The sequence below is a fragment of the Cryobacterium sp. TMT1-2-1 genome (assembly GCF_004403955.1).
GTDB classification, from domain to species: domain Bacteria; phylum Actinomycetota; class Actinomycetes; order Actinomycetales; family Microbacteriaceae; genus Cryobacterium; species Cryobacterium psychrotolerans.
Genome location: NZ_SOHC01000066.1, coordinates 1 through 23,131, shown reverse-complemented (window position 1 = coordinate 23,131; position 23,131 = coordinate 1). Strand labels below are relative to the sequence as shown.

20 protein-coding genes and 1 other RNA gene are annotated in these 23,131 nt (G+C 62.4%); 13 read left to right on the top strand and 8 right to left on the bottom strand.

What is annotated here, in order from left to right; translation table 11 throughout:
- Window positions 1-169 precede the first annotated feature (169 nt).
- The 5 genes from E3T33_RS12090 to E3T33_RS12070 form a co-directional block, all read right to left on the bottom strand.
- A complete protein-coding gene (locus E3T33_RS12090; RefSeq protein WP_134575376.1) occupies window positions 170-1,750 on the bottom strand; it encodes a type I restriction-modification system subunit M in 1,581 nt (526 codons plus the stop codon).
- Between the two features lie 611 nt (window positions 1,751-2,361).
- The gene (locus tag E3T33_RS12085) at window positions 2,362-3,042 is read right to left on the bottom strand and encodes a hypothetical protein (protein WP_134575375.1); all 681 of its coding nucleotides are present in this window, start codon (window positions 3,040-3,042) and stop codon (window positions 2,362-2,364) included.
- Window positions 3,043-3,935: 893 nt separating this feature from the next.
- Window positions 3,936-6,041 (bottom strand): tyrosine-type recombinase/integrase, encoded by a 2,106-nt coding sequence (locus E3T33_RS12080; protein WP_134575373.1) that lies wholly within the window; start codon window positions 6,039-6,041, stop codon window positions 3,936-3,938.
- The gene (locus E3T33_RS12075) at window positions 6,038-7,681 is read right to left on the bottom strand and encodes a hypothetical protein (RefSeq protein WP_134575371.1); all 1,644 of its coding nucleotides are present in this window, start codon (window positions 7,679-7,681) and stop codon (window positions 6,038-6,040) included. The genes E3T33_RS12080 and E3T33_RS12075 overlap by 4 nt, the downstream gene beginning before the upstream one ends.
- A gap of 130 nt (window positions 7,682-7,811) precedes the next feature.
- A complete protein-coding gene (locus tag E3T33_RS12070) occupies window positions 7,812-9,200 on the bottom strand; it encodes a site-specific integrase (protein ID WP_166784486.1) in 1,389 nt (462 codons plus the stop codon).
- A 93-nt stretch (window positions 9,201-9,293) separates the two neighbouring features.
- Here E3T33_RS12070 and E3T33_RS12065 point away from each other — a divergent pair, with 93 nt between their 5' ends.
- From E3T33_RS12065 to E3T33_RS12040, 6 genes are all read left to right on the top strand, one after another.
- Complete coding sequence (locus E3T33_RS12065) at window positions 9,294-9,479, top strand: hypothetical protein (RefSeq protein ID WP_134575367.1); 186 nt, start codon at window positions 9,294-9,296, stop codon at window positions 9,477-9,479.
- A 13-nt stretch (window positions 9,480-9,492) separates the two neighbouring features.
- Window positions 9,493-9,903 carry a TadE/TadG family type IV pilus assembly protein gene (locus E3T33_RS12060; protein ID WP_277870640.1) on the top strand — a complete coding sequence of 137 codons (411 nt, stop codon included), beginning with the start codon at window positions 9,493-9,495 and terminating at the stop codon, window positions 9,901-9,903.
- A 34-nt stretch (window positions 9,904-9,937) separates the two neighbouring features.
- A complete protein-coding gene (locus E3T33_RS12055) occupies window positions 9,938-10,393 on the top strand; it encodes a hypothetical protein (RefSeq protein ID WP_092325180.1) in 456 nt (151 codons plus the stop codon).
- Window positions 10,390-10,842 carry a pilus assembly protein TadG-related protein gene (locus E3T33_RS12050; protein WP_092325182.1) on the top strand — a complete coding sequence of 151 codons (453 nt, stop codon included), beginning with the start codon at window positions 10,390-10,392 and terminating at the stop codon, window positions 10,840-10,842. Before E3T33_RS12055 ends, E3T33_RS12050 begins: the two co-directional genes overlap by 4 nt.
- A 286-nt stretch (window positions 10,843-11,128) precedes the next feature.
- Window positions 11,129-11,389: a hypothetical protein gene (locus E3T33_RS12045; RefSeq protein WP_134575365.1), complete on the top strand. Its 261-nt coding sequence runs from the start codon at window positions 11,129-11,131 to the stop codon at window positions 11,387-11,389.
- A gap of 95 nt (window positions 11,390-11,484) precedes the next feature.
- Window positions 11,485-12,369, top strand: coding sequence for an EamA family transporter (locus E3T33_RS12040; RefSeq protein WP_241982931.1), 885 nt, complete (start codon window positions 11,485-11,487; stop codon window positions 12,367-12,369).
- 33 nt (window positions 12,370-12,402) lie between these two features.
- Here E3T33_RS12040 and E3T33_RS12035 read toward each other — a convergent pair whose 3' ends face one another.
- From E3T33_RS12035 to E3T33_RS12025, 3 genes are read right to left on the bottom strand one after another with little or no spacing between them, the layout of a single operon-like run.
- Complete coding sequence (locus tag E3T33_RS12035) at window positions 12,403-13,059, bottom strand: pentapeptide repeat-containing protein (RefSeq protein WP_092325188.1); 657 nt, start codon at window positions 13,057-13,059, stop codon at window positions 12,403-12,405.
- Between the two features lie 2 nt (window positions 13,060-13,061).
- Entirely contained in the window at window positions 13,062-13,520 is a 459-nt protein-coding gene (locus E3T33_RS12030) for a nitroreductase family deazaflavin-dependent oxidoreductase (RefSeq protein WP_092325190.1), read from the bottom strand.
- Between the two features lie 40 nt (window positions 13,521-13,560).
- Window positions 13,561-14,829, bottom strand: coding sequence for an MFS transporter (locus tag E3T33_RS12025; protein ID WP_092325192.1), 1,269 nt, complete (start codon window positions 14,827-14,829; stop codon window positions 13,561-13,563).
- Window positions 14,830-14,914: 85 nt separating this feature from the next.
- Here E3T33_RS12025 and prfB point away from each other — a divergent pair, with 85 nt between their 5' ends.
- The 7 genes from prfB (at window position 14,915) to E3T33_RS11990 (ending at window position 22,592) form a co-directional block, all read left to right on the top strand.
- Entirely contained in the window at window positions 14,915-16,024 is a 1,110-nt protein-coding gene (gene prfB, locus E3T33_RS12020) for a peptide chain release factor 2 (RefSeq protein WP_134575363.1), read from the top strand.
- An 83-nt stretch (window positions 16,025-16,107) separates the two neighbouring features.
- Window positions 16,108-17,304: a cell division ATP-binding protein FtsE gene (ftsE, locus tag E3T33_RS12015; protein ID WP_134575361.1), complete on the top strand. Its 1,197-nt coding sequence runs from the start codon at window positions 16,108-16,110 to the stop codon at window positions 17,302-17,304.
- On the top strand, window positions 17,301-18,215 hold the full coding sequence (gene ftsX, locus E3T33_RS12010; protein ID WP_092325197.1) for a permease-like cell division protein FtsX: 915 nt from the start codon (window positions 17,301-17,303) through the stop codon (window positions 18,213-18,215). The genes ftsE and ftsX overlap by 4 nt, the downstream gene beginning before the upstream one ends.
- Window positions 18,216-18,291: 76 nt before the next feature.
- Window positions 18,292-18,768 (top strand): SsrA-binding protein SmpB, encoded by a 477-nt coding sequence (gene smpB / locus E3T33_RS12005; RefSeq protein WP_092325198.1) that lies wholly within the window; start codon window positions 18,292-18,294, stop codon window positions 18,766-18,768.
- Between the two features lie 161 nt (window positions 18,769-18,929).
- Window positions 18,930-19,305: a transfer-messenger RNA gene (ssrA, locus tag E3T33_RS12000) on the top strand.
- A gap of 238 nt (window positions 19,306-19,543) precedes the next feature.
- Entirely contained in the window at window positions 19,544-20,968 is a 1,425-nt protein-coding gene (locus tag E3T33_RS11995) for a site-specific integrase (RefSeq protein ID WP_166784485.1), read from the top strand.
- Window positions 20,955-22,592, top strand: coding sequence for a hypothetical protein (locus tag E3T33_RS11990; protein ID WP_134575358.1), 1,638 nt, complete (start codon window positions 20,955-20,957; stop codon window positions 22,590-22,592). Before E3T33_RS11995 ends, E3T33_RS11990 begins: the two co-directional genes overlap by 14 nt.
- Window positions 22,593-23,131: the final 539 nt, after the last annotated feature.

Below are 23,131 nucleotides of genomic sequence, written 5' to 3'. Positions count from 1 at the left end.
CAACTCGTCTCCGGACACAAAAGTTCGTTGGTCCCCACATTGGCGGCAGTGGAAGTTATGGAACACTTTTCCGACGCGAATCCGCTTGTGCTTTCCCCAGCGCAATGTGTTGCCACCGAGAAACCCCTCAACTTGGGAGGCCGTCGTGGCAGGGACTCGTGAAAGCAATTCAGGTAGTCGCATGTCCCCCCACTTCCAAATCGGCAACAATATTGTCAAGCGATGTGCGCAGTTCGCTCTGACGCTTTACGATCTGCGCGATTTCAGCATTCAGCGCCGTGATGTCGACGGTCTCACGGGTGTCCTCGGCTTCCACGTACGACGAGACCCCGAGGTTGTAGCCGTTTGCGGCGACGGCGCCATTGGACACGCGCTGTGCAAAGTGTCGGACGCTTTGGCGCTCTTCCACCACGCGAAGGACGTGTTGCTGGTGCTCAAGGGTGAGTTTGTTTTTGCTGCCGGTTCGTTTGAACTCCTTTGAAGCGTCGAGAAACAACACATCGTTGTCAGCCTTTGACTTCTTCAGCACGAGGATGCACGTCGCTATCGGAGTGCCGAAGAACAAATCAGGCGGAAGCTGAATTACGGTATCGACGTAGTTATTGTCGACGAGGTACTTCCGAATTTTTTGTTCTGCCCCTGCTCGGTAAAGTACACCGGGGAATTCGACGATGGCGGCCGTGCCGTTGACCGCGAGCCAGCTCAACATGTGCATTGTGAAGGCGAGGTCCGCTTTCGATTTCGGTGCCAGAACACCCGCGGGCGCGAACCGTTCGTCGTTGATAAAAAGCGGGTTGGCGTCACCCTCCCAATTGATGGAGTACGGAGGGTTGGAAACGATCGCCTCAAACGGCTCGTCATCCCAGTGATGGGGATCAGTGAGGGTATCGCCGTGCGCGAGATTGAAGTCGGCATAGTTGATCTCGTGCAAGAACATGTTGATACGCGCCAGGTTGAAGGTGGTCAGGTTGATCTCTTGGCCGTAGAAACCCTGCCGGACATTTTCCTTGCCGAGCACCTTCGCGAACTTGAGCAATAACGAGCCCGAACCGACCGCCGGGTCATAGACCTTGTTAACCTGCGTCTTTCCCAGAACCGCAATGCGGGCTAAGAGCTCGGATACTTCCTGCGGGGTGTAATACTCACCGCCAGACTTGCCGGCGTTGGCGGCATACATCTGCATCAGGTACTCATAAGCGTCACCGAACACGTCGATTGAGTTGTCTTCGAACCGACCGAGTGGAAGATTCCCGATCGCATCGAGAAGCTTCACGAGCTTGTCGTTGCGTTTGCTAACTGTCGCACCAAGTTTGTTGCTATTGACATCTAGGTCGTAGAACAGGCCTTTTAGAGCATTCTCGCTCTCAGTGCCGAGCGCCGATCCTTCGATGTTGCTAAAAACCCGCTCGAGCGTCTCATTTAGGTTCTCGTCATCCTTTGCCAACTGTCGCACGTTAGAGAACAGCTCGCTTGGGACAATGAAAAAACCCTTTTCGGCAACTACCTCGCCGCGGGCTGATTCCGCCTGATCGTCCGGAAGCCTGACATAGTCGAATTCCGCATCGCCCGTGTCGTGTTCCCCTTTATTGATGTAGGCGGCGAGGTTCTCTGAGATGAATCGGTAGAACAGCATGCCAAGCACGTAGCTCTTGAAGTCCCAGCCGTCCACGGAACCGCGTAGATCAGTGGCGATCTGCCAGATGGTCTTGTGCAGCTCAGCACGCTGCGCCTCTTTGGTGGTCGGTGGCATGGTTTAGTCTCCTGCGTCAAAGACGTATTCAGTTGCGAATGTGTCAACTAAACATTACCGGTGGGAGGAAACGCCGGAGGGCTGCCTCCCTCATTTCAAACGAGACCGGAGTCTTGGGCGGAGGACCCCGTGACAAGTCCCGGGCGAGTGAAGCCTAGGCATCAAGAATTAGCTCCGGGTCGGCCATTTCCAAGGACGGGGAAGTAGTCGGACAGCCGCCTGTCGACCCACTCCGGCGCCCACAGGACGACCGATAACTCTTGTCGTGCTTTTTGTCCAGGTACCGCACGAGGGCGACAGGTCGTGCTGGGGGATCAGGCATCACGACCCACTCAGATTCAGAGATCTGTATCACTGGCCATGGCGTTTTCCAGCGGATTACTTTCATGGTTGCATCTCCGGTAGACAAAGCAGCCGGCCCTGCATATCCCTATCAACCCTGATCTCGTCGACTCCGGTCTCACGCCCGCATTCTGCCCCCAGGAATGAGCGCTTGAATCAGTGAGAAACTCGTCGGTCCAAGGGCCTCAGTACGATTACCGCAGGCGTTCACCTTCGGTAGCGGGCCACCTTTCAGCCCGTCGAGACAACGGCTCATTGGTTCTTGCTCATCAAGACATAAGAAAGCTATCGAGAATGTCCGTGAGAGTCTGGACGTCACCGCCTCGAATTAGCCACTGCCCAGGCGTCATTGGCTGACCGTTCATTCCCGCGCCTCGCTGCGGGGTTGAGAAGAACCCCAGAATGCCGGCCGGATGCATGTCGTCTGGCAGGGCGGCCGTCAACTTGGCGAGATGTGGCAAAACGGGGCGATCTATAGCGTCAGTGAATTGCCAGGTTGGATAGTGCAACGTGCCGTCCGCGACGAACGCGAAGAGATCGCCTCGCTCGCGCCAGACGTCGACTTCGTGGAGAGCGATGTGAAGTCGTGTGGCGACCTGGGTCGCAGTTTCTGACGCGTCTATGCCTTCCTGCCGTGTCCGTCGCTCTGATTCGGCAAGTTCGCCTCGACCGATGGCCGCCTTAGTTTCGGCAAGTGATTCGCGGGTGAATATTCCGTTCTCGACTAGGAAATCCTCTTGCTCCTTAGTAAGGCCGGTGCCATGGTTGGCGCGCGGTTCGCGCTTGTTCTCGCCGAAGTCAGCACCATGGGCATGCATGCCTACTTGGTTCACGGCGCGAAATTCATGCGGTCCAGGCTTGAGATGCCATTTCTCACGAGCCCGCCCTCTGGGCGGGCGGATCATCGACGACTTCACCTGACTGGACTGCAGCCGCGTCGGTGAAGTCAATCACCGCCTCATCGATCCGGCCCGTTGATTGGGCGTTGTCGGAGCGAATAGGTAGTCCGAGGCGGGCTCGCACCTGACCAATTTGATGCTTCGTTGTCATCAAAGTCCTTCCGAAAAAGCAGGCCAGCCCTCAATCGATCGTGACACAGCGCAATCGAAAAAGAAACGGCTGCCAGGACCTCTGTCGTCGAACAAGCGCCAGTTCATCGACGGGTCTGTTCGTAAAGGAGGAAGAAGCACCAATAGATTCTTTGTGGCAATTGTTTTGGGGAGAGAAATTTTCCAACCCTTGCCACGCGACCCGCTACGAACCATTTTGGTCGCTCGATGGGCGATGGACAGAACACAAACCCGGGCAATTGAAGTCTTAGTGATGTCGACAAGACGAGCGGGTGCCGTTCCGCGAGCAGATTTGGTAAGCATTTTGGATCAGCCAGTTCCGCCGTCGCGGCCGTTTTCTGGGGTCTCGCTTGCATCGCTCACAAGCTCCTGATCTGATCTCCGGCTTAACGGGACAATCCCAGTTGCAGAGCGAGATTGGACTCTCCGCCTGAGGTCATCGTTGTCCCTATGGAGTGAGGCGATCAGCATGATCGCGGCGGAGAGCTGTTCTCGCGTTTCACGCAGCGCCATCGTGGCATACCGCAGTGCGACCTTGTCGGTCTGCACCTCAGGAGACGTTGTGTCGGAGGGGCGGGGTGTGCGGGCCGAACCTACGGAGCTGTCCCACTCAGCCAATACCGCTTTCTCCCTATTCATTGTCGCTCGGCTCACCTGTGCCTCTGTGTAGAGGTTCTTCTTGGAGAGGGTACCGTCGGTGAAGAGTGCTTCGCCATTGAAGAGCCGCTGCATCGCAGATCGCAAACGCGACTCGGAGGTGATGCGGGCAGGAATCACCGGGTGGCGTCTTCCGTCGAGCGTTTGCCGCGGATCGCTTTGCGAATTGACAGCAATTCGCTGTCTATGCGAGCACGATTCAAAACAGACAGCCTGCGACTACTACGCAACTCCAACAATGACTTCTCTTCGGCTTTCCATACGTTTATATGAGATGGCAGCAGCACCGAATTCGGGCATTCCGCTGGTGCGCACATGGATGGTTTGACGTCGGCGTTCGTCTCCTGCTCCGACTTTGTCAAGCAAGCGGCGACACCCTTGTCTCCCAGACACAGGTTGACTGTGCCAAATCGCATGTCCGGAAACTCGGCAGCAAGAAGTCTGGCCCTGGTGGTCTTATCAACCACTTGAGCAGCTGACCGACGCGTCGATTCGACCACGCGCTGAACTGAGGATCCGCCAGGGCCCTGCGCGCTGATTTCTCTTGGGGTGCCGACGGCGAGTTCGTCGAGCGCGAGCCGAGCCGTGGTTCGCGCTTTTACCTCCCCTCGTTCCTTTGCCCATCGTTCAGTCTCGCGACTGTAGCTAGCGGTCAAGGCGTTGGAGGTCCCTGTGGCTTGAGAGTGCTTTAACTGCAGCCCCGCGGCGATTTGTCCGCCGTGCTCGTATTCGGTGAGGAGCGCCATCGTTCGCCGGAGCATATGAGGCGTGATTGGACCTGCGGGGATTGGGCTCAGCCCCGTGCTGCGCACCGTCTCGTTGATTCGCTTTCGAAATCGCTGAAGTGCAAGGGTCACGTGGAACCCACGTTGATCGGCGACCTTGGACCTTGCGGTAGACGCGCGGGAACTGCTGAAGAGGTGAGTCTCATGTGGGCTGGTTCTCTCGAGCACCTCTACAGCCTTCAGAACGGGATCGGTGATCCACCAGTATTTGAGGGGGCGATGAGGCTCATGTTTTATCAGCGGAGACTTTAGGGCTGCTACCCCATAGTGAGTGGTAACACTACCGCGCTGCAGCTCTTGCACTTCCGAATCTCGCATCATCGTCATCGAGGCGATGATGACGTAGCAAGCCTCACGCAGCATTCGGGTCTCTACTCCAGCTGAATGGGAATCAAAGCTGTCACGCCAAGGCTGGTTTCGCCCTGGCAGCGCCTGTACCGGGTCGAAGACCCCGCCAACAACGGAGATGCGCCCCGCCTGGAGTGCTTGGGTGACTACGACGCGCCGCCGCCGCCCAGACTGATTTCCGTTCGTGAAGAGGTCTAACGTTGCGCCTCCGGTAATCCGAGCCGAAAGCTGTCTCCAGTTCACATCTACTTGTTCCTTCTGGGCCGGATGGAGAGATTTCTTGAGCAGGATTGGCTCGTCGTCGCGATCCATATATAGGTCGAACGATCTGTCCAAGCTTCCCGTGTTCGCAGGCTGACGCGGCCTTTCATTGAAGCCCGCCCTCTGCTCACCGGCAGCGATGATGTCTACAGAAAACACAGAGACATAGGCCCACGCCGCTTGTATGAGCGGATAGAACAATTCTGGCGAGACAGGCTGAGTTGCCAACGGTTTGCGCCGCTGCGTTCCTCGCAGCGGATTGTTCTTAGGATTAGGCCAAGGATGTTCAGCGATGCCGCCTTCGCTCAAGACGGATCTGCATATGTATAGAAGCGCCGCGATCTTTCCGACGCTCGCAACTACTTGCGGGCTCGGCTGCGGGACCTGCTGTAAGTGTCGGATCGAGTTGATGAAATCGTCCCGGCTCCACCAGGTGAGGCTCGCAGGATATCCGTTGTTCTTGGCTAAGTCCTGCAGTACGGCAATGCACTTCACAAAGCTACGAACGGTTCGCGGCTGTCGTGGGGGAGTGGAAAGAAAGACCCCGCGGTTTAGCAGGAGCGGGTGCGATGGGTTGAGTAATATCATCGCAATCTCTTTCGCATATGTAAGCCACGTGTTCTCTAGGCCTACAAAGCTGATGCGTCCCCACGCACCATTGGCATTGGCCGGACGCCCCAAGCAATTGAGGTTCCACACCAGAACTGAGTCATCACCGAACACAGGAATCGGTTCTGTTTCGCTTCGGATCGAGTGTTCCATGGCGACAGAGGTGTTGGCAGGAAAGGCGGCAGTCGCGACGACCCGCAGGTGCGAAAGGGTGCTCATTTGTCCAGTTCCGCTCGCGAGGCAAGCGGAAGATGAAGGTGCTCGGCATCGCTTCTAATAGCACCTCGGGCAACATCCTTATCGGAACTGCTGAACTGATCTAGGACTGCGTTCAGACTCTCTCGCCGCTCTCCCCAGTGCTCGATGAAGCGAGGCGGATACAGTTCCTGTCTTCGTGCTTCGATGTGATCCGACATGAGAAGCAACTGCGGCAGATGATCCGTGAAGATCACGGCGTTGGCGCAAGTCAAACAGGCGAAAGGGCGTTCCATGCAGAGTTGTCCCGCGGCCGCGTTGGGACCGTTGGTCGGATCCGCGCAAGCGCTAATGCCTAGTGCACGTTGCGTCCGAGTTTCATCGGCAACAAGCGCTGCCAGTTGACGCGCACGGATCTCTGTCGACTCATCGCACGACACCGACTCCGCAGGGCGTGCAATAAGCGTGGGGATCGAGGCAAGGGCCTGTTCGAAGACTCGCTCCTGAGCGTGCGCAATCGTGCGCGCCGAGGATGAAATCACGGTAGTGACAGGTAGGTAGTAACGATTGAAAGTTGTCTCCGTATGATCCGTGCCCGCGGCCGCCTTGGACGATCCACTAATTCCGGCACGTACCCCTTTTACGGCTTTGCGAATTCTTCGAAGGTCGATCGGCAATGACAGCTGAACATCGTGGGCTAACGCCCAATCTGCGAGCTTTATCTTCTGAAAGTTTTGTTGGTTAATGACGAGTTTGACTCGCGTGAGCTTGTGGACCATCCAAAGGGTTTGATCGTCATCGACCACGCTGCGCGCGAGAGCCGTGACGGCGATGGCCCGTTTGAATAGGCCGGCAGTTCCCCAAGTTTCCTGGGACGCGGGTCCCGTGAACTTGAGCCGCATGAGTACGTGAGACCGCGCTTTGAACGTCGTCCAATCCAATCCGCCGTCGGAGAATACGAGGTCCCCCACCTTTGCTTCGCGGACTTGTTCCGGTGCGATACCTGTGGACCACATCAGTAGGAGTTGAAAGCTCATCATCTCTGTTTCGCTCGGCGCGACGAGAGATGCAATCGCTCGCAATACGCGGCTTGCCGGGCCATCAAAGTCCCGCCCAACAGTGCCAAGCTGTTTCGTGGACAGCGCTGAACCTATGACACGCATCAGGTCTCCGTCCGCACGAAGCTGGCGCTTCACTTCCTCGGCTCCAGCACCCCCTAAGGCTGTTCTGATCAGTGATCGGAACGAGGCTCTTTCGCGAAATAGCGTTTGCCCGTGTTGGATGCGCATTTCCGTGATCGCCGCGTCGCGTGTAGCGGCCCTCATCTGCTGGATCCGTTCGGCGTTTGAGAACTCGTCGAGCGGAGTGTCCTCCGGTCGCGCTGCCGAGAAGGGGCTGGACACCATAGCTGCGAGTGATGCGTTCGTCGTTCGGCCCGTCGAAACAGCTCGCCTAATCAGGGCAGCGATTTGCGAGTAAGCCTTGCTTTGAGCTGCAGTGTAACGCGAAGACCGCCATTCGTAGAGCGTGAATACAAGGTCGCCGTCGGGCCTGTAGATGGACGCCTTCTTCGGCGCGCCTCGTGTATCTGCAAACCTGCAGAAGAGAACGATGGCCGCCCTGTACCCGCCTGCTGTGCTGATGGTTACTCCGCTGGCTTTCATCTGAGCAGTCCAAAGGTCGCCAAGTTCCGCGGCGAGAGTGGCGCACTCAAAATCACACGGGTCCAAGAAATGGGTGGCCACACGACCACGTACCGGGCCTGAAACCGACCGCTTCGAGTGCTTCCCGCGACTAGTCATCGCCGGAGAACTTTTCTAATCGAAACTGGTCGATGAGGCTCCCGTAGTCTTGCGACTCTTCGGTCCAACTCGCGAAGGCCGCCTCAACTTCATCGGAAAGTTCATTCTGAGCACCGAGATAAATGGACGTCGTTGCAAGACTGGCATGTCCCAACATGCGTTGCACCTCCACGATGGGGTCAAGTGAAACTTTGCGTGTGCCGTCCGTTTGTTCCAAGTTTTTCAGCATTGTTGTTGCGAAGGTATGCCGCAGCATATGAGGCGTGATTGGACGAGTGGATCGAGTCGGTCCAAGCACGAATGACATCCGTGCAGATGCCTCGCGGAATGCTCGATGCCAGGAATCTTTGGACGGCATTCGGCCGCTGAAGTTCACGAAGAGCGACATCGGCTCGAGGCCGTCTCCCGTGTCTCTGAAGGTGCGAACACGAAGTGCCGGCTTCATTGCTTTCACCGTCCGTCGAATGCGAACGCCGTCGAGTTCGCCTGACAACCACGTTCCGTGAGGACATTGGCTGTCGACGACAAACAGTGATGCACGTGAGCTGGTTTTCAATCTTGATGAGCCGGCCAACATCGCTTGGCGTTCGGTGGCGATGTAAAGACCTAGCCTCGCCAAGACGCGAGGCGGAATGTAGACCGACCTTTCCCTGCCCCCCTTCGCGCATGCTTGCAATGTGACATGGGATCCGAAATCGCCCTGCTCATCTGCGCCGATCTCGCAGAGGAGGAGGCTGTGAAATTCGTTTAATCTCATTCCAGTGGTGAGGGCAACCTGTGCCCCGATCGCATTCCGCATCGCAAGTTGTCCGCGAAAAGTTATGTCTGCTCCGCCGTCAGCTAGTCGCCCCTGAAGCCCGACGCTAGAGAAGATATGCCACTCGCGTTCGGAGAGGTGGCGGACGTTTGGCTGAGTGCGAACTGGTTGTCTAAGCACGTCTCGATTCCCGTGAGATATCCAGGGAAGACGGTCTATGACCTGGGCGTCAACGAGATAGGTAAATAGCACGCGGATTGCAACGGCTTCAACTTTCCAGGAAACCGCGGAGATGGGCCGAGGTCCGTTGGTGGTTCGAGACTCGCGATAGTTCGCGAGATGACTCTCTGTAACTGCAGTGAGGTCAATACTTAGCAATTCAAGAAACCTAGCGAGCCGGAGAGTCACATACGCGTACTGGCGCAGCGTGGAGCCTTCCCATCCGTTTCCGAGATGAACACCGTACTCGAACCAGATCGGGGCCGGTCGGACTCCGCTGAAAAACAGAGGCGTTCCTTCCCGGAGCGCCCGGTGGGTGTCAAACACCCGTCCCGCGTCTAGCTCAGGCGCAAGAGCTGTTAGATGTCGCTTAGCGAGCTGAGCGTCCAAGAAGTAGAGCTTCATGGCGGCGCAATCTGGCATTGGGGCTGACACCAGCCGCGAAGATCCTTCTCGCGAGCGACGGGCTGCTGTCGTTCACGTGAGGCACGTCTAACAATGCACTATTTTTTGTCTCTTGACGTTGCACAACGCAAAGTGAGGCACAACCAACACTGCAACGTAACCGGCTGGGTGCTGATCACCCTGATGACGGCCGGGCTGGTCGTGCTCCTCTGGGGTCTCGCCGGCCCTGCGCTGAGCGGCGTCTTCGAGCAGGCGATCAACCGGGTCGCCGGGTTCTGACCAGGCGCGTGTCGTGTCCGCACCCTGGTTGCGCGCCCGGCCGGCGATCGCGGCGGAGGCCGGTTCCGCGGTCGCCGAGTTCGTGATGGTCGTCTCGCTGCTCACCGTGCTGACCCTGTCGGTGATGCAGCTCGCGCTCGCGCTGCACATCCGGAACACGGTTCAGGATGCGGCGGCCGAGGGAGCGCGGTTCGCGGCACTGGCCGACAGCGGTCCGGCCGAGGGTGCCGAACGCACCAGGGACCTGATCACGACCGCCCTCGGCCCGTCGTACGCGCGCCACGTCGAGGCCGGCTACGGCGTGTTCGCCGGGCATCGGAGCGCGGAGGTGCGGGTCGTGGCCCCGCTTCCGCTGCTCGGGCTGATCGGGCCCGATCGCGGGCTGGAGGTGGTCGGCCGTGCGGCCGTCGAGTCGCCCGGCTAGGCGCGCCGGGCGGCCCGGCCCGAGGCCCGGCCGTGTGCCCGGTGCGCGGTTCGGCGCTGATCCCGAGGCCGGGTCCGCATCGCTGGAGTTCATCACGGCCGGACTGATCCTGCTCGTTCCCCTCGTCTACCTGGTGCTGGCCCTGTCGGCGGTGCAGGCCGGGACGCTGGCTGTCGAGGGCGCAGCCCGGCAGGCCGCCCGCGTCTACGTGCAGGCTCCCGACGAGGCCCAGGCCACCGTCCGCGCAGAGCGCGCGGTCGAGTTCGGGCTCGCCGACTACGGCATCCCGACCGAATCCGCCGCCGTCCGGATCCGGTGTGCGCCGGCGCCGGGAACCTGCCTGACGCGGCAGGGCCGCGTCGTCGTCACCGTCGGCGTCGTAGTGGCCCTGCCCTTCGTCCCTGACCTCCTGTCGCTCGGAAGGCCCGCCGGTATCCTCGTCCAGTCCTCGGCCACCCAGACCGTGTCGCGATTCCGGGGCTCGGGATGACCCGTCGCGGCGGGCGCCCCACCCTCCCGGCCGAGGACGGGTCGACGCTCATCCTGACCATCTTCTACTGCTGCGTCTCGTTGGTGCTGATCCTCGGCGTCGCCGCCGCGACATCCCTCTACCTCGAGCGTAAGAAGCTTTTCACCCTCGCGGACGGGGCCGCGCTGGCCGGCGCCGAGGCCTTCCCGCTGGACGCGGTCAGGATCACCGCGGCGGGGGTGAGGCCGGAGCTCCGGTCGGCAGATGTGGCAGATGCGGTCCGGGACTACCTTGCATCGGCGCCGCACGCCGAATTCGACGGCTTGCGGGTGAGCCGTGCGCTGTCGGTCGACGGGCAGAGCGCGACGGTCTCGCTCAGCGCATACTGGCGGCCCCCGGTGCTCGCCCTGCTCCTTCCGGCGGGCATCCCGCTGGAGGTGACCGCGGTTGCCCGTTCGGTGTTCGGTTAGGGATTCCCTTCCCCGCGGGGCCCGTGTTTCGTCACGTCGTACAAATCCTCAGGTTCGCCGTGTATGTTACACAGAATCCAAATTTGCGAACGAGCTTCCTGTTCCTGGGGAAGCTCCTCGCGTGTGTCCGGCAGGTGCCCGCCTGGACATTCCGACGGGTTCTCCCGGGCCTTCATCGCCCGGGGCCGACGCCGTTGTCCCATCCGGTGCTGTCGCCACCGAGGTGTCTTGATCCCCTCCGCGCCAACAAACCTCTCCCGCGATTGAACCGTGCCCCATGGATTCCTTGCTTGACTCCGATACCGTTTCCCTGCTCGACTTTGACTCTGAACTGCCCTGCGAGGGCGCGCACCACCTGCGTGGCCTGAGCGGACACGACCCCGACCTCGCCGGCTCATTCATGGTGATCTCACCGTGCTGCGGCCCGAAGGTGGTGCAGTGTTCCCCCCGGGTCACCGCCATGCAGAGCACCGGCGTGCTCTACTGCGGCGCGTGCGAGCACGAGCACCTGACCAGCGACTACAGCTTCATTCCCTTCGACGCCTAAGGCCGCGTCTCCTCGGCCGGGCCGGCTGCGCCGGTCCGGTGCTCCCAACCGGTAATCTCGGTAGCGCGCCTCCCTCGGTGCCGACGAGGAGCACTGTGACTGAGAAGCGCGACCGGATGATCGGTGCCGGCACACAGCTCGTCACCGAAGTGAGCATCAATTTCGGGTCGTCCCTCGCCGGGCTCCTGATCCCGGTCGTGGGCTCGCCGGTCGTTGTCGCGGCCCGGCAGCTCGTCATGGCCTGCACGGTCCTGCCCTTCTACCGTCCCAAACTCGCCACCCTGACCTGGCGCCGGCTGTGGCCGGCCCTGATGCTCGGCGTCGTGCTCGCCGTGATGAACCTGTCGTTCTACCAGGCCGTCGACATTCTCGGGCTCGGAATCGCGGCCACCATCGAGTTCCTCGGGCCGTTCGGGCTCGCGCTGGCCGCCTCACGGCGGCTCCTCGACTTCGTTTTTGCAGCGGCAGCGGCGGCCGGGGTCTTCCTCCTCACCTGGACCGACGGAACCCTCGACCCGCTCGGCATCGCGTTCGGCCTGACCGCCGCCGCCTCGTGGGCGGCGTACATCCTGCTCACCCGCCGCGTGGCAACCGCCTTCCCCGGCCTCGAGGGCATCTCGGTGGCCAGCATCGTCAGCCTGGCCCTGCTGGTTCCCCTTGCCCTGATCACCGTCGACTGGGCACTCCTGGACTGGCGGATCCTCGGGCTGCTGCTCGCGGTCGGCGCCCTGTCGTCGGCCTTCCCGTATACGGTCGACACCTTCATCCTGCGGAGGATTACCCCGCGCCTCTACGCGATCATCACCAGCTTCGGCCCGGTCATCGCCGCGGTGTTCGGTTTCCTCGTGCTGGGGGAGACGTTCACAGCCCTGCAGCAGGTCGCCATCCTCGTCGTCTGCGTCGCGGCGGGCGCAGCAATCGCGACCCAGCGCGAGCGGCCCAGGTCCGACCTGGAGCTCACCGCGGGCGCGATCCCCTAAGGCACTTCTCACGGGGCGCGGACGCCGACCGGGCTACTCGACGCGGATGCCGAGATGCGCCGCGAGCAGGGGAGCCAGCAGGCTGAGCTGGGAGTCGTCGATCACGGCACCGCGGAGGCCTTCGAGGCCGTGGATCGCGCCGAAATCGCTCGATCGCAGGTCGACGTCTTTCAGCCTGGCGTTGCCGACGTCGAGGGTGCCGATGCGGCAGCCCCGCAGTTCCAGGCGTTGCACGGTGGCGCTGCCCAGGTCGAGTTCCTCGATGATGCAGTTGGAGATCAACACATCGGTGAGAACGGCGTTGCGCAGGTTGACGAAGTCGAGCTTCGAACCGTCGATCTGCACCGAGCGCATGGTGGCCTCGTAGACCTCGACGGAACCCAAACGGGAACGCTCAATCCGAACGTCGCGCCAGGTCGAACGCGGGGCGCTGAACACGGCGGCGTTCAGGTCGGCGGCCACGCAGTCCGACAGCGAGGCGCCGCGCAGTTTCGCGGCATCGAGCGAGACGGCCCGAAGCTCGCACTCGCGAAAGGTGATCCCGGTGAGGTCCCGGCCGGCCAGGTCGATCCCGTCAAAACGTTCGCCGTCGCGGCTGTCGCCGGGGCGCAGCAGAGCACCATCGTTCTCGGTCAGGTCGATCAGCGTGATCGGGTCGATCCGGGGGCTGGGCAGCTGCGGACGAGCCACCGCTACGCTCCGGCGCTCGATTCGGGGGCGACCGGCTCGAGCACGAAGACGGGGATGTCCCGCTCGGTCTTCTCCTGGTAGCCGGCGTAGTCGGGGAAGGCCGCGACGGCACGGGCCCACCACTCGGCCTTCTCGGCGCCGGACACCTCACGGGCGAGCATGTCCCATTTGTGCTCGCCATCCTGGAGTTCCACCACGGGGTGGGCGAGCACGTTGGCGTGCCAGACGGGGTTCTTCGGGCTGCCGCCCAGGGAAGCGACGGCGGCGTAGCGGCCCTCGTGTTCGACCCGCATGAGCGCTGCCTTGCGCAGTTTGCCGGATTTCGCGCCGAGCGTGGTCAGCACGATCACGGGCATCCCGCGCAGGGTCGTCCCCTCGGTGCCGCCGGACCGTTCGTACAGCTCGACCTGGTCGCGCACCCATGTCGTCGGCGTGGGCTCGTATTCTCCGTGAAGGGGCATGACTCCATCCAACACCCCCGCGGCGCCCGACCACGCACGCTCAGGCGCTCGGGCGGCCCCGGCGCGGAAGGTACCGCGGGATGTACCGGCCGAGCAGCACGGCCCCGAACAGCCCGAACACGCCCATCACGGCGCTCGCCAGCGACAGGGAGGCGACGGCAGTCAGGCCGGCCACGGCCAGCGGGGCGGCGGCGCTGCCGAAGTCGCCCGTGAACCGCCAGGCCCCCAGGAACGGGGCCGGCCTGGCCTTCGGTGCCAGGTCGGCGCCCAGGGTCATCAGGATGCCGCTCCCGATCCCGTTCGCGAGCGAGAGGAACATCGCGACCCCGATGAACCACTCGACGTTGCTCGGCAAGTCGTGGGTGAACGCGAGCATGATGTGGCCGACCCCCAGCCCGATCATCGACGGGAGGGCGGTCCAGATGCGTCCGAACCGATCCATGACCTGGCCGCTGACGTAGAACAGGGCGAAGTCGATGCCCCCGGCGATGCCGATGATGAGGGCGATGTCGGGTTCGCTGATCCCGATGCTGACGGCCCAGAGCGGCAGGATGACCGTGCGGCTGGCCCGCATGCCGCCGACCAGGCCGGCTCCGGTGCCGAGCCGCGCGAGCACCCCGCGGTTGTTCCAGATGGTCCGGAAGAGGCCGGTTGACTCCTGTGCGGCCAGCTCCTCGCCCGCGGTGTGCACCGAGCCGTCCGCCGCGACCGCGGCCTCGGGAGGCCCGAACGTGCTGACCGGGTCGGGCAGCAGGAGCAGCATGCCGGCCGCCGCCAGGCAGCAGACGATGAAGACCCAGAACACCGCCACCGTGCTGCCGGTGAGGTGGATCAGGCCGGCCGAGATGAACGGCCCGATGAACCACCCGGCGCGGAAGATCCCGCCCAGGGTCGAGAGCGCCCGCGCGCGGTAGGCGATCGGGACGTAGCTGGTCATGAACGCGTGGCGGGCGAGCGCGAAGACGGCGGTGGCGATCCCGACGAGGAAGATGCCCACGCCGAGGACGAGGGGATTGGGGGCGGCCACGCAGATGAGCACGGCGATGATCGTCAGCATCGACGCCCAGATCATCGAATTGCGTTCGCCGATCCGGGAGACCACCCAGCCGGCCGGGATGTCGCCGACGAGTTCGCCCACCATGACCATCGCGGCGATGAAACCGGCCACGGCGAGCGAGGCGCCGAGGTTGTTCGCCACGATCGGGATCAGCGGGATGATCGCGCCCTCGCCGATGGAGAAGAGCAGGGTCGGCAGGAAGGCCGCGAGTGCGACGGAGCGCAGGCTGAAGGGGCGCTCTGCGTTGCTCATCGCCTCCGATGCTACGCCAGCCTGAGCGAGCGCTGCTCACGCGCCGAGCACGCTTCGAGGCAGGCCCGGTAGGCTGGGCTCCGACATGATTGACCTGGACATTTCGGAGCAGATCGCCGCACTGCGGGCCACGTTTGGCGACATCCGGGCGGTGGTCGACGTTGATCGGCTGCGCACCGACATCGCCGAGCTCAGCGACCGGGCCGGTGAGCCGGACCTGTGGGACGACACCGTGCGCGCCCAGGAGGTCACCAGCGCCCTCAGCCACCGCCAGTCCGAACTCGCGCGGATCGAGAGCATCGAGTCGCGGCTCGACGACCTGGAAGTCCTGGTGGAGCTCGCCCACGGCGAAGACGACCAAGAGTCGGCCGACGAGGCCCTCGTGGAACTCGCCGGCCTGCAGAAGGTGCTCGGCGAACTCGAGGTGCACACGCTGCTGAACGGCGAGTTCGATGAACGACCCGCGGTGGTCACGATCCGGTCCGGTGCAGGCGGGGTCGACGCGGCGGACTTCGCCGAGATGCTGCTGCGGATGTACATGCGCTGGGCCGAGCAGCACAACTACGCGGTCAAGGTGCTCGACGTGGGCTACGCCGAGGAAGCCGGCATCAAGTCGGCCACCTTCGAGGTGGACGCGCCCTACGCGTTCGGAACGCTCAGCGTCGAAGCCGGCACCCACCGGCTGGTGCGGATGAGCCCGTTCAACTCGGCCGGCAAGCGGCAGACGTCGTTCGCCGCGGTCGAGGTCGTGCCCCTGATCGAGCAGACGGAGTCGGTGGAGATCCCCGACAACGACATCCGCGTCGACGTCTTCCGGTCGAGCGGTCCCGGCGGCCAATCGGTGAACACGACCGACTCCGCGGTGCGCATCACCCACCTCCCGACCGGCACCGTCGTGAGCTGCCAGAACGAAAAAAGCCAGATCCAGAACCGCGCCGCCGCCATGCGGGTGTTGCAGTCGCGGTTGCTCCTCATCCAGCGGGAGCAGGAAGCGGCCACCAAGAAGGAATTCGCGGGAGTCATCACGGCGAGCTGGGGCGACCAGATGCGCAGCTACGTGCTCGCGCCGTACCAGATGGTCAAGGACCTGCGCACGAACTACGAGGTCAACAACCCGAGCCAGGTTTTCGACGGCGACCTCGACGGTTTCATCGCCGCCGGCATCCGCTGGCGCAAGCAGGCTCCGCAGGATTGAGGCGGGCCCGTGGGGGAGCGCAGTCGCCGCTTAGGTATGTCGCAGTCGCATAATCCCGGATGCGTGCTTAGGCTCACAAGGACATGATTCGCTTTGACCACATCACCAAGAAGTATCCAGGGACCACCCGCCCTGCCCTGAACTCCATCGACCTGGAGGTTCTGCGCGGGGAGTTCGTCTTCCTCGTCGGCGCGTCCGGCTCGGGTAAGTCCAGCTGTCTGCGGCTCATGCTCAAGGAAGAGAAGCCCACCAGCGGCAGCATCCACGTGCTCGGCCAGGACTTGCGGTCGATCTCCAACCGCAAGGTGCCGTACTTCCGCCGCAACCTCGGCGTCGTCTTCCAGGACTTCCGCCTGCTGCCGAACAAGACCGTCTACGAGAACGTCGCGTTCAGCCTCCAGGTCATCGGCAAGTCCCGCGGGTTCATCCAGGAAGCCGTGCCGGACACGCTGAAGATGGTCGGACTCGCCGAGAAGGCGCAGCGCCTGCCGCACGAACTCTCCGGCGGTGAGCAGCAGCGCGTCGCGATCGCGCGCGCCATCGTGAACAAGCCCCAGATCCTGCTGGCCGATGAGCCCACCGGAAACCTCGACCCGACCACGAGCGCCGGCATCATGGCCCTCCTGGCCAGCATCAACGCGGGCGGCACGACCGTGGTCATGGCCACGCACGAAGCCGGCATTGTCGACCAGATGCAGCGCCGCGTGATCGAGCTCGCCGGCGGAGAAATCATGCGCGATGAGCGCCAGGGCGGTTACGGAGCGACGGCCGCGATCCCGACGGTCACCGCCGCGACGTCGCCCGTCCCTGCTTCCGTGCCCGCCGCCGGCGCGGTCGCCGTCCCCGTCGCGGTGCCCGCATCGGAGGTCCCTCGCGAGTCCATCCGCCTGGCGGAGCAGCCGCGCCCGGGCGACGCGCCCACCCCGTCCCAGCCCCTGACCTTCCCTCCCGCCGCGGTACCGCGCCCGGATCCCGCCCGCGTTGCCGCGGCCCACGAGCCGGCGACCATCGCCGCGACGGCGCGAGACACCGGGATGCCCGTTCCGCACGTCGATCCGAAGCCCGGGTCAGGCGACGCTGAGGCAGGCGACGCTGAGGCAGGCGACGCCCAGGCAGGCGACGCCGAGGCAGGCGACACCGGCGCGATGACCAGACCGGTGCGGCCGGTGACCCAGCACGACGCTCCGGAGCAGCTCACGCTCGCCGAGAAGCTCGGGTTGCGAGCCCCGGGGGAGAAACCCGATCCGACCGGCGAGCAGAATGTGGGGCCGACCCGATGAGGCTCGCCCTGGTGCTCTCCGAAGCCGCCCACGGCCTGCGACGGAACGCCTCGATGGTCGTGTCCGTTGTGCTCGTGACCTTCATCTCGCTCACCTTCGTGGGCGCCGCGATCCTCATGCAGATGCAAATCGGCCAGATGAAGAACTTCTGGTACGAGAAGGCCCAGGTCGGCATCTACATGTGCACGGCCATCTCGCCCGGCGAGACCTGCACCGCGGGAGAGGCGACGGACGAGCAGATCGACGCCGTCACGGCGCAGCTCGAGTCGCCCACCCTGTCGCCGTTCGTCGACAAGTACTATTTCGAGACCCACGAACAGGCCTTCGAGAACTTCAAGAAGCAGTTCGCGGGCAACCCGGTGGCCGACTACGTCACGCCCGACCAGCTCAACCAGACCTTCTGGGTCAACCTGAAGGACCCGGCCCAGTCCGACGTTCTGGTGGAGAGCCTCTCCGGCGTCGCCGGTGTCGAGAACGTTGCGGACCAGCGCAAGTACCTGGACCAGATCTTCTCCGTGCTCAACGTGGCCAGCTACACGGCGATCGGGATCGCCGCGCTCATGCTGGTGGCGGCGGCGCTCCTGATTGCCACGACCATCCGTCTCTCCGCCTTCTCTCGTCGGCGCGAACTCGGAATCATGCGCCTGGTCGGCGCCTCCAACCGGTTCATCCAAACCCCGTTCATCCTGGAGGGCGTCTTCGCCGCCCTGCTCGGTTCGCTGCTGGCCGGCGGCGCGATCGTGGCGATTGTGAATTGGTTCGTGCAGGGCTACCTGGGCGCACGGCTGACGGGCTTCTCGCTCGTCGGGATCGACGATGCGCTGGTGGTGCTGCCGATCCTGCTTGTGGTCGGCGCGGTACTGGCCGCGTTCTCGGCGAACTTCGCCATCACCCGTTACCTCAAGGTCTGATCCCGCTCACGCGCTAGACTGATGGGCTGCCGGGCGTCCTGCCCGGCACACACGCATCACAATTCGAGGAGTAGCCGTGCCCAGGGAAAGTGGCGAGAAGGTCGTAGCGACCAACCGCAAGGCACGCCACGACTACCTCATCGAGGACACCTTCGAGGCCGGGATGGTGCTCAGCGGCACCGAGGTGAAGTCGCTGCGCGCGGGCCGGGCCTCGCTCGTCGACGGCTACGCGTTCATCGAGTCGGGTGAAGCCTGGCTCGACGCCGTGCACATTCCCGAATACACCGGCGGCAGTTGGACGAACCACCCGCCCCGGCGCAAGCGCAAGCTCCTCCTGCACAAGCAGGAGATCATCAAGATCAGCCACAAGACGAAAGAGGGCGGCTACACCCTCATCCCGCTCAAAATCTACTTCAAGGATGGCCGGGCGAAGGTCGAGATCGCCGTCGCCAAGGGCAAGAAGGAATACGACAAGCGGCAGGCCCTGCGAGAACGCCAGGACAAGCGCGAGTCCGACCGGGCCATTTCCGCCCGCAGGAACCTGGGCGACTGACTTCTCCGCGGGGGAGCGGAAATAGATCCGCACACACTTGTGTTGTACAGTGAAGGTCGCATCCGGGCCGAAAGGTTCCGGGTTCGAATTTGGAAACTCAACAGCGTGTGACAGTCACCCACTCCCGTGCCGACGGCCAGCCGACGGAACAGGGGAACCATGGGGATGATCGGTTTCGACATTGTTTGCGCAATTGTGAGAAGCGGGTCGAGGATGCAGGGTTATCTCGTAAACGATCTCTGCAAAACAATAAGTGCCAATTCAAAGCGCACTGACTTCGCTCTCGCTGCCTAAGCGAAAGCACTAACGAAGTCCGCCAGACCGGGAATGCTCTCTACCCGGATCCTGACGCCATTTAGAGAGATTGCTTCTACATTGAGCCGCGGGGTGTAGAGGGACTTAAACGAGGGCTGGGCTCGTCGGAATAGATGCCAGTGGCAAATTCCGGGGCCGAGTAAAACGACTTCACTGGATACACCCGTAGAAGGCATATGACCACAGCAGTGGACCGGGGTTCAATTCCCCGCATCTCCACAGGAGCAAGCGAAGAAGTGTCTCATGACATTTCTGGTGTCCTTTAGGAACACCGTGGCTTGTTCGTATCATTTGGGAGCTCCGAGAGGAGTCTTCCGATGGGGCGGCTGTCACGCACTGCTGAATTCCAGAATGAGGCCACCCATCGGGTGGCCTCATTCTTTTTCTGTGGGCAGCTGGACTGTCGGTGGGCTCCACTAATGTGGGGCCTCACTAAGGAGGTCCCATCTGAATCGCCGTCGTGAACCGTGACAGCCACACTCAATCCGTCCCATTACCCGACGGACGCCAGCTCAGCTGGGCAGAAATCGTGCGCGCCCTTAACACTGCGGACATCCCAGACGGAACGCCTTACCTCATCGACGACGACGGGGATCTGACCTTCGTCAGCCGGGTCAATGCCTATCTACTCGAAGCGACCAGGCAACGTGCCTACGCCGGCACCAGTCTGCGACAATCCCACGCTCCCACCCTCCGCAGGCTTCTGCTCTTCGTCAGAGAGATCCGCGGCCGGGTCGACCTCACCGCCACCCAACGGTCAGACCTCATCGCCTACAAAGAGAAGCGCAAACTCCAGCTCAGCCCCGGCAGCTGGAACGGCGAACTCTCCAACATCGCGAACTTCTTCGACTACGCCGTCAAAGCGGGCTGGATCCCCAGCAACCCCATCCCCAGGTGGGGCACGCGGGAACGGAACACGCTCGCCGATCGCGTCAACACGTACCGGCGAGAGCGATTTCTAACCGAGGCCCAGCTGCGTTTCTTCCTCGAAGCGGGCCTCCGCGGAGACCAGCCAGCCGACCCCGAGCTTCGACCCCGCTATGCGGAGCGCGATTATCTCACCGGTCTGTTCCTTGTCTCCACCGGACTCAGACGCGCCGAAGCGCGCCTCGTACTCGACTGCGAAGTCCCGGACGCCACGACCATGCACCCCACCGGCGTACACACCTTCAAGCGCACCGGCAAAGGCGGCGTCGAACGCGAAATCTGGATCACCGACGCACTCGTCGACACGGTCGACCTCTACCGCGCCACCGACAGAAACACCATCATCGAGAACGCCCAAGCCCGACTCCGCAAAAGCAAACGCGCCGGCGAACTTCCCATCGTCGACCAGACGGAGGACTCCCGCGGCAGACCCCTGCTCGTCATCGACGGCCTCCGCTGCCAACCGGAACGTCTGAGCGACACGCAACGCCAAAACGCCGTCTCCATACAGCCAGACGGCCCAATCACCCCGCTCGCCCTATTCGTCGTCGAAGGCGGACTTCCCCCGGCGATGCGCACCATCAACAACGTCTTTCTGGCGGCGGGTCAACGTCTGGCGAACTTGGATCACCCGGACCTGCCGCCCAGCCACATAGACGTCACGCCACACGTCATGCGGCACACCTTCGCGGTGCGAATGCTCGCCGGCCTCATGCGTAAAGGACGGGAAACCCACGACAACCCCTGGCACCTGCTCGCCTCACCCGAGATAACGATCCAGCAGCTTCTCGGCCACGCCGACATCAGCACCACCATCAACATCTATTTGTACGCAGCCGAACGCTACAACGACGCCCTCCCCGAAGCGCTGCGAGAAGCCGTGGCACGAAGCATCGGCCGCCCCGGAGGCCGCGCCCCACTCAACGCACCCGAATCGGACGACAATGACCCACGTTAACGCGCCGATCACGGTTGAACTGAAGAGCTACGGCCAGACATTTCGCCACACCATCGATCCGAACGATTTCGTGGCGCCTGCGCTGATGGCTCAGCTGGCAATCGCCTGGAAGGAGATCTCTCGAGAAGTCCCAAGTGCGACGAATGAGTTGTGTCAGGCGGTTCGTGGTTTCGGCCGTCACCTGGGCGAGCAACCGTTTGACTTGGGCACGTTGTCGAGCTTTCGCCTTGGCGCCCTGCGAGTCCGCCACCTCAATGCATGGGAGATGGATCTTTTCGCGAGGCAATCCGTCGAGCAGACGGACACTCGGTATCGCCACGCCGTTTACCTGTTCTCGCTCCTCCGTCGAATCGAGGACGATAACCCTGGAACACTCGATGCAGCGGTTGCGGACCGCGTCAGACGGCAGACCCGGCTGTCTCACATTCGACGTGAAGGAGACCCGGACCACTCCGACAACGAAGTGCGGCGCATTCGAAGTGCTGCACACAGGCTCGTCCACCAGGCTCTCCACGACCGCATCACCGACCCCGACTACCTTCCGAGACCCGACGTCATGGTTGCCCTGCATGTGCTCCTGTCGCTGGCAACCGGCGAGCCCCCAGAAGTCATCCGATCCATTACAATCGACCACATCATCGGCACGCCCATCGACGGGCATCGTGCAAGAAAACCACGCAAGAATGGCGGAGAGCTCGCCCGACTCGTCGAGATTCAGGCCGTGCAGTCCTACGCGGTAACGCTGACCAAGAATCGTTCAGGCCTTCGATACGAAGAAATATACGACCGCAATCTCGACCGGGCCGCCCACCGGACGCTTACCGCAATCCTGACTCTCACTGCCCACGCTCGGACGCTCACAGCCGAGCGAAGCCTGTGGATTGTCGCAGCAGGCAGCGGTGTCAAACAACTGCCATGGAATAGCGCTAGCGGCAACCTGGGGAAGTGGTACGGAGAGCACGTTCTTGGTTCGGCAGTATTGCGGCCCCATAAATACGCGCGACTACGCAAGGTGGTCCTCCGCAGAGAACAGATAGCGAATCCCACTCGATATCTGCGCGACGGGCGAAGGCACACCACCCGCACGCTGTTCGATCACTACACCAATAGCGCCGTTCTGCGCGCGGAGGCAGGGAAGCTAGTCGTCGAAGCGATCAGCGATTATTTCAACGCCGCCGTTGGACCCACCGTGATCACGCCCGACGCTGAAGCAATGATCCGTGCCGGACACCCCGTCGAGATACTTGATCCCGGCACAGCACTGTCACTATTCGGGGGAGAGCTTGACGGAGCACTCGCGGCCTGCCGCAACCCGGTCGATTCGCCATACGCCCCGCCAGGACACACGTGTCCCTCATCTCAAAGTGGTCAATGCTTCACCTGTCCCAACGCCATCATCACCCAGGAGCACCTGCCCGCCCTCATCCTCCTCGACGAAATCAGCGATCCGGAAAACGCAGCGGACGCGACGATTTGGCGTCAGGTCTGGGAACCGATACACCGATCCACCCGACGCATACTGCCGATGTTTCCAGCAAGCGCCGTACGAGACGCGGCCAGTCGAACGGGAGCCGTTCCAGTAGAACTCGGAATACGCAATGATCAGCGAGGAATCGATGAATAGAAGCCTGGCGAACGACCTCGCGAATCAAGACGGCCATTTTTTCTCGTCGGTGGACTACGTGCACGAGGCCCTGCCACTGGGATCGAGATTCGCCGATCCTATTTGGGATTTCAGCGAACTTGCACGGATGTCTCAGGGCTCCAAAGTCCTACATATCGCGAAGATTCCCGGCGAGTACGGTGTGACCACTCGGCATTTGCTGATGGTTCAGGGGCGCCCCACACACCCAGTCGTCCTGGAAAGCGGGATCATCGTATCCGCAAAGCCAGCACCCTTCGCGTCAATGATGGACCGGGCATACCTGATGAGAATGCTGGCGCGGTGGGGTACGGCCCGGAATCTCGACCGGTTTTCCGCATGGACCCAGAACGATTTGGATGATCTTCTGGCTGATCTCCGCGCGGGAAGCCATCGACCGGGCGGTAAGGCGGTCGGTGCGACGACTAGGGCGTGTCTCCTAATTCGTGTAACCAGATGGTGATGGCGCGGAGGACGACTCCTCCGCGGTAGGTGAGGGCGAGTTTGTCGTAGCGAGTGGC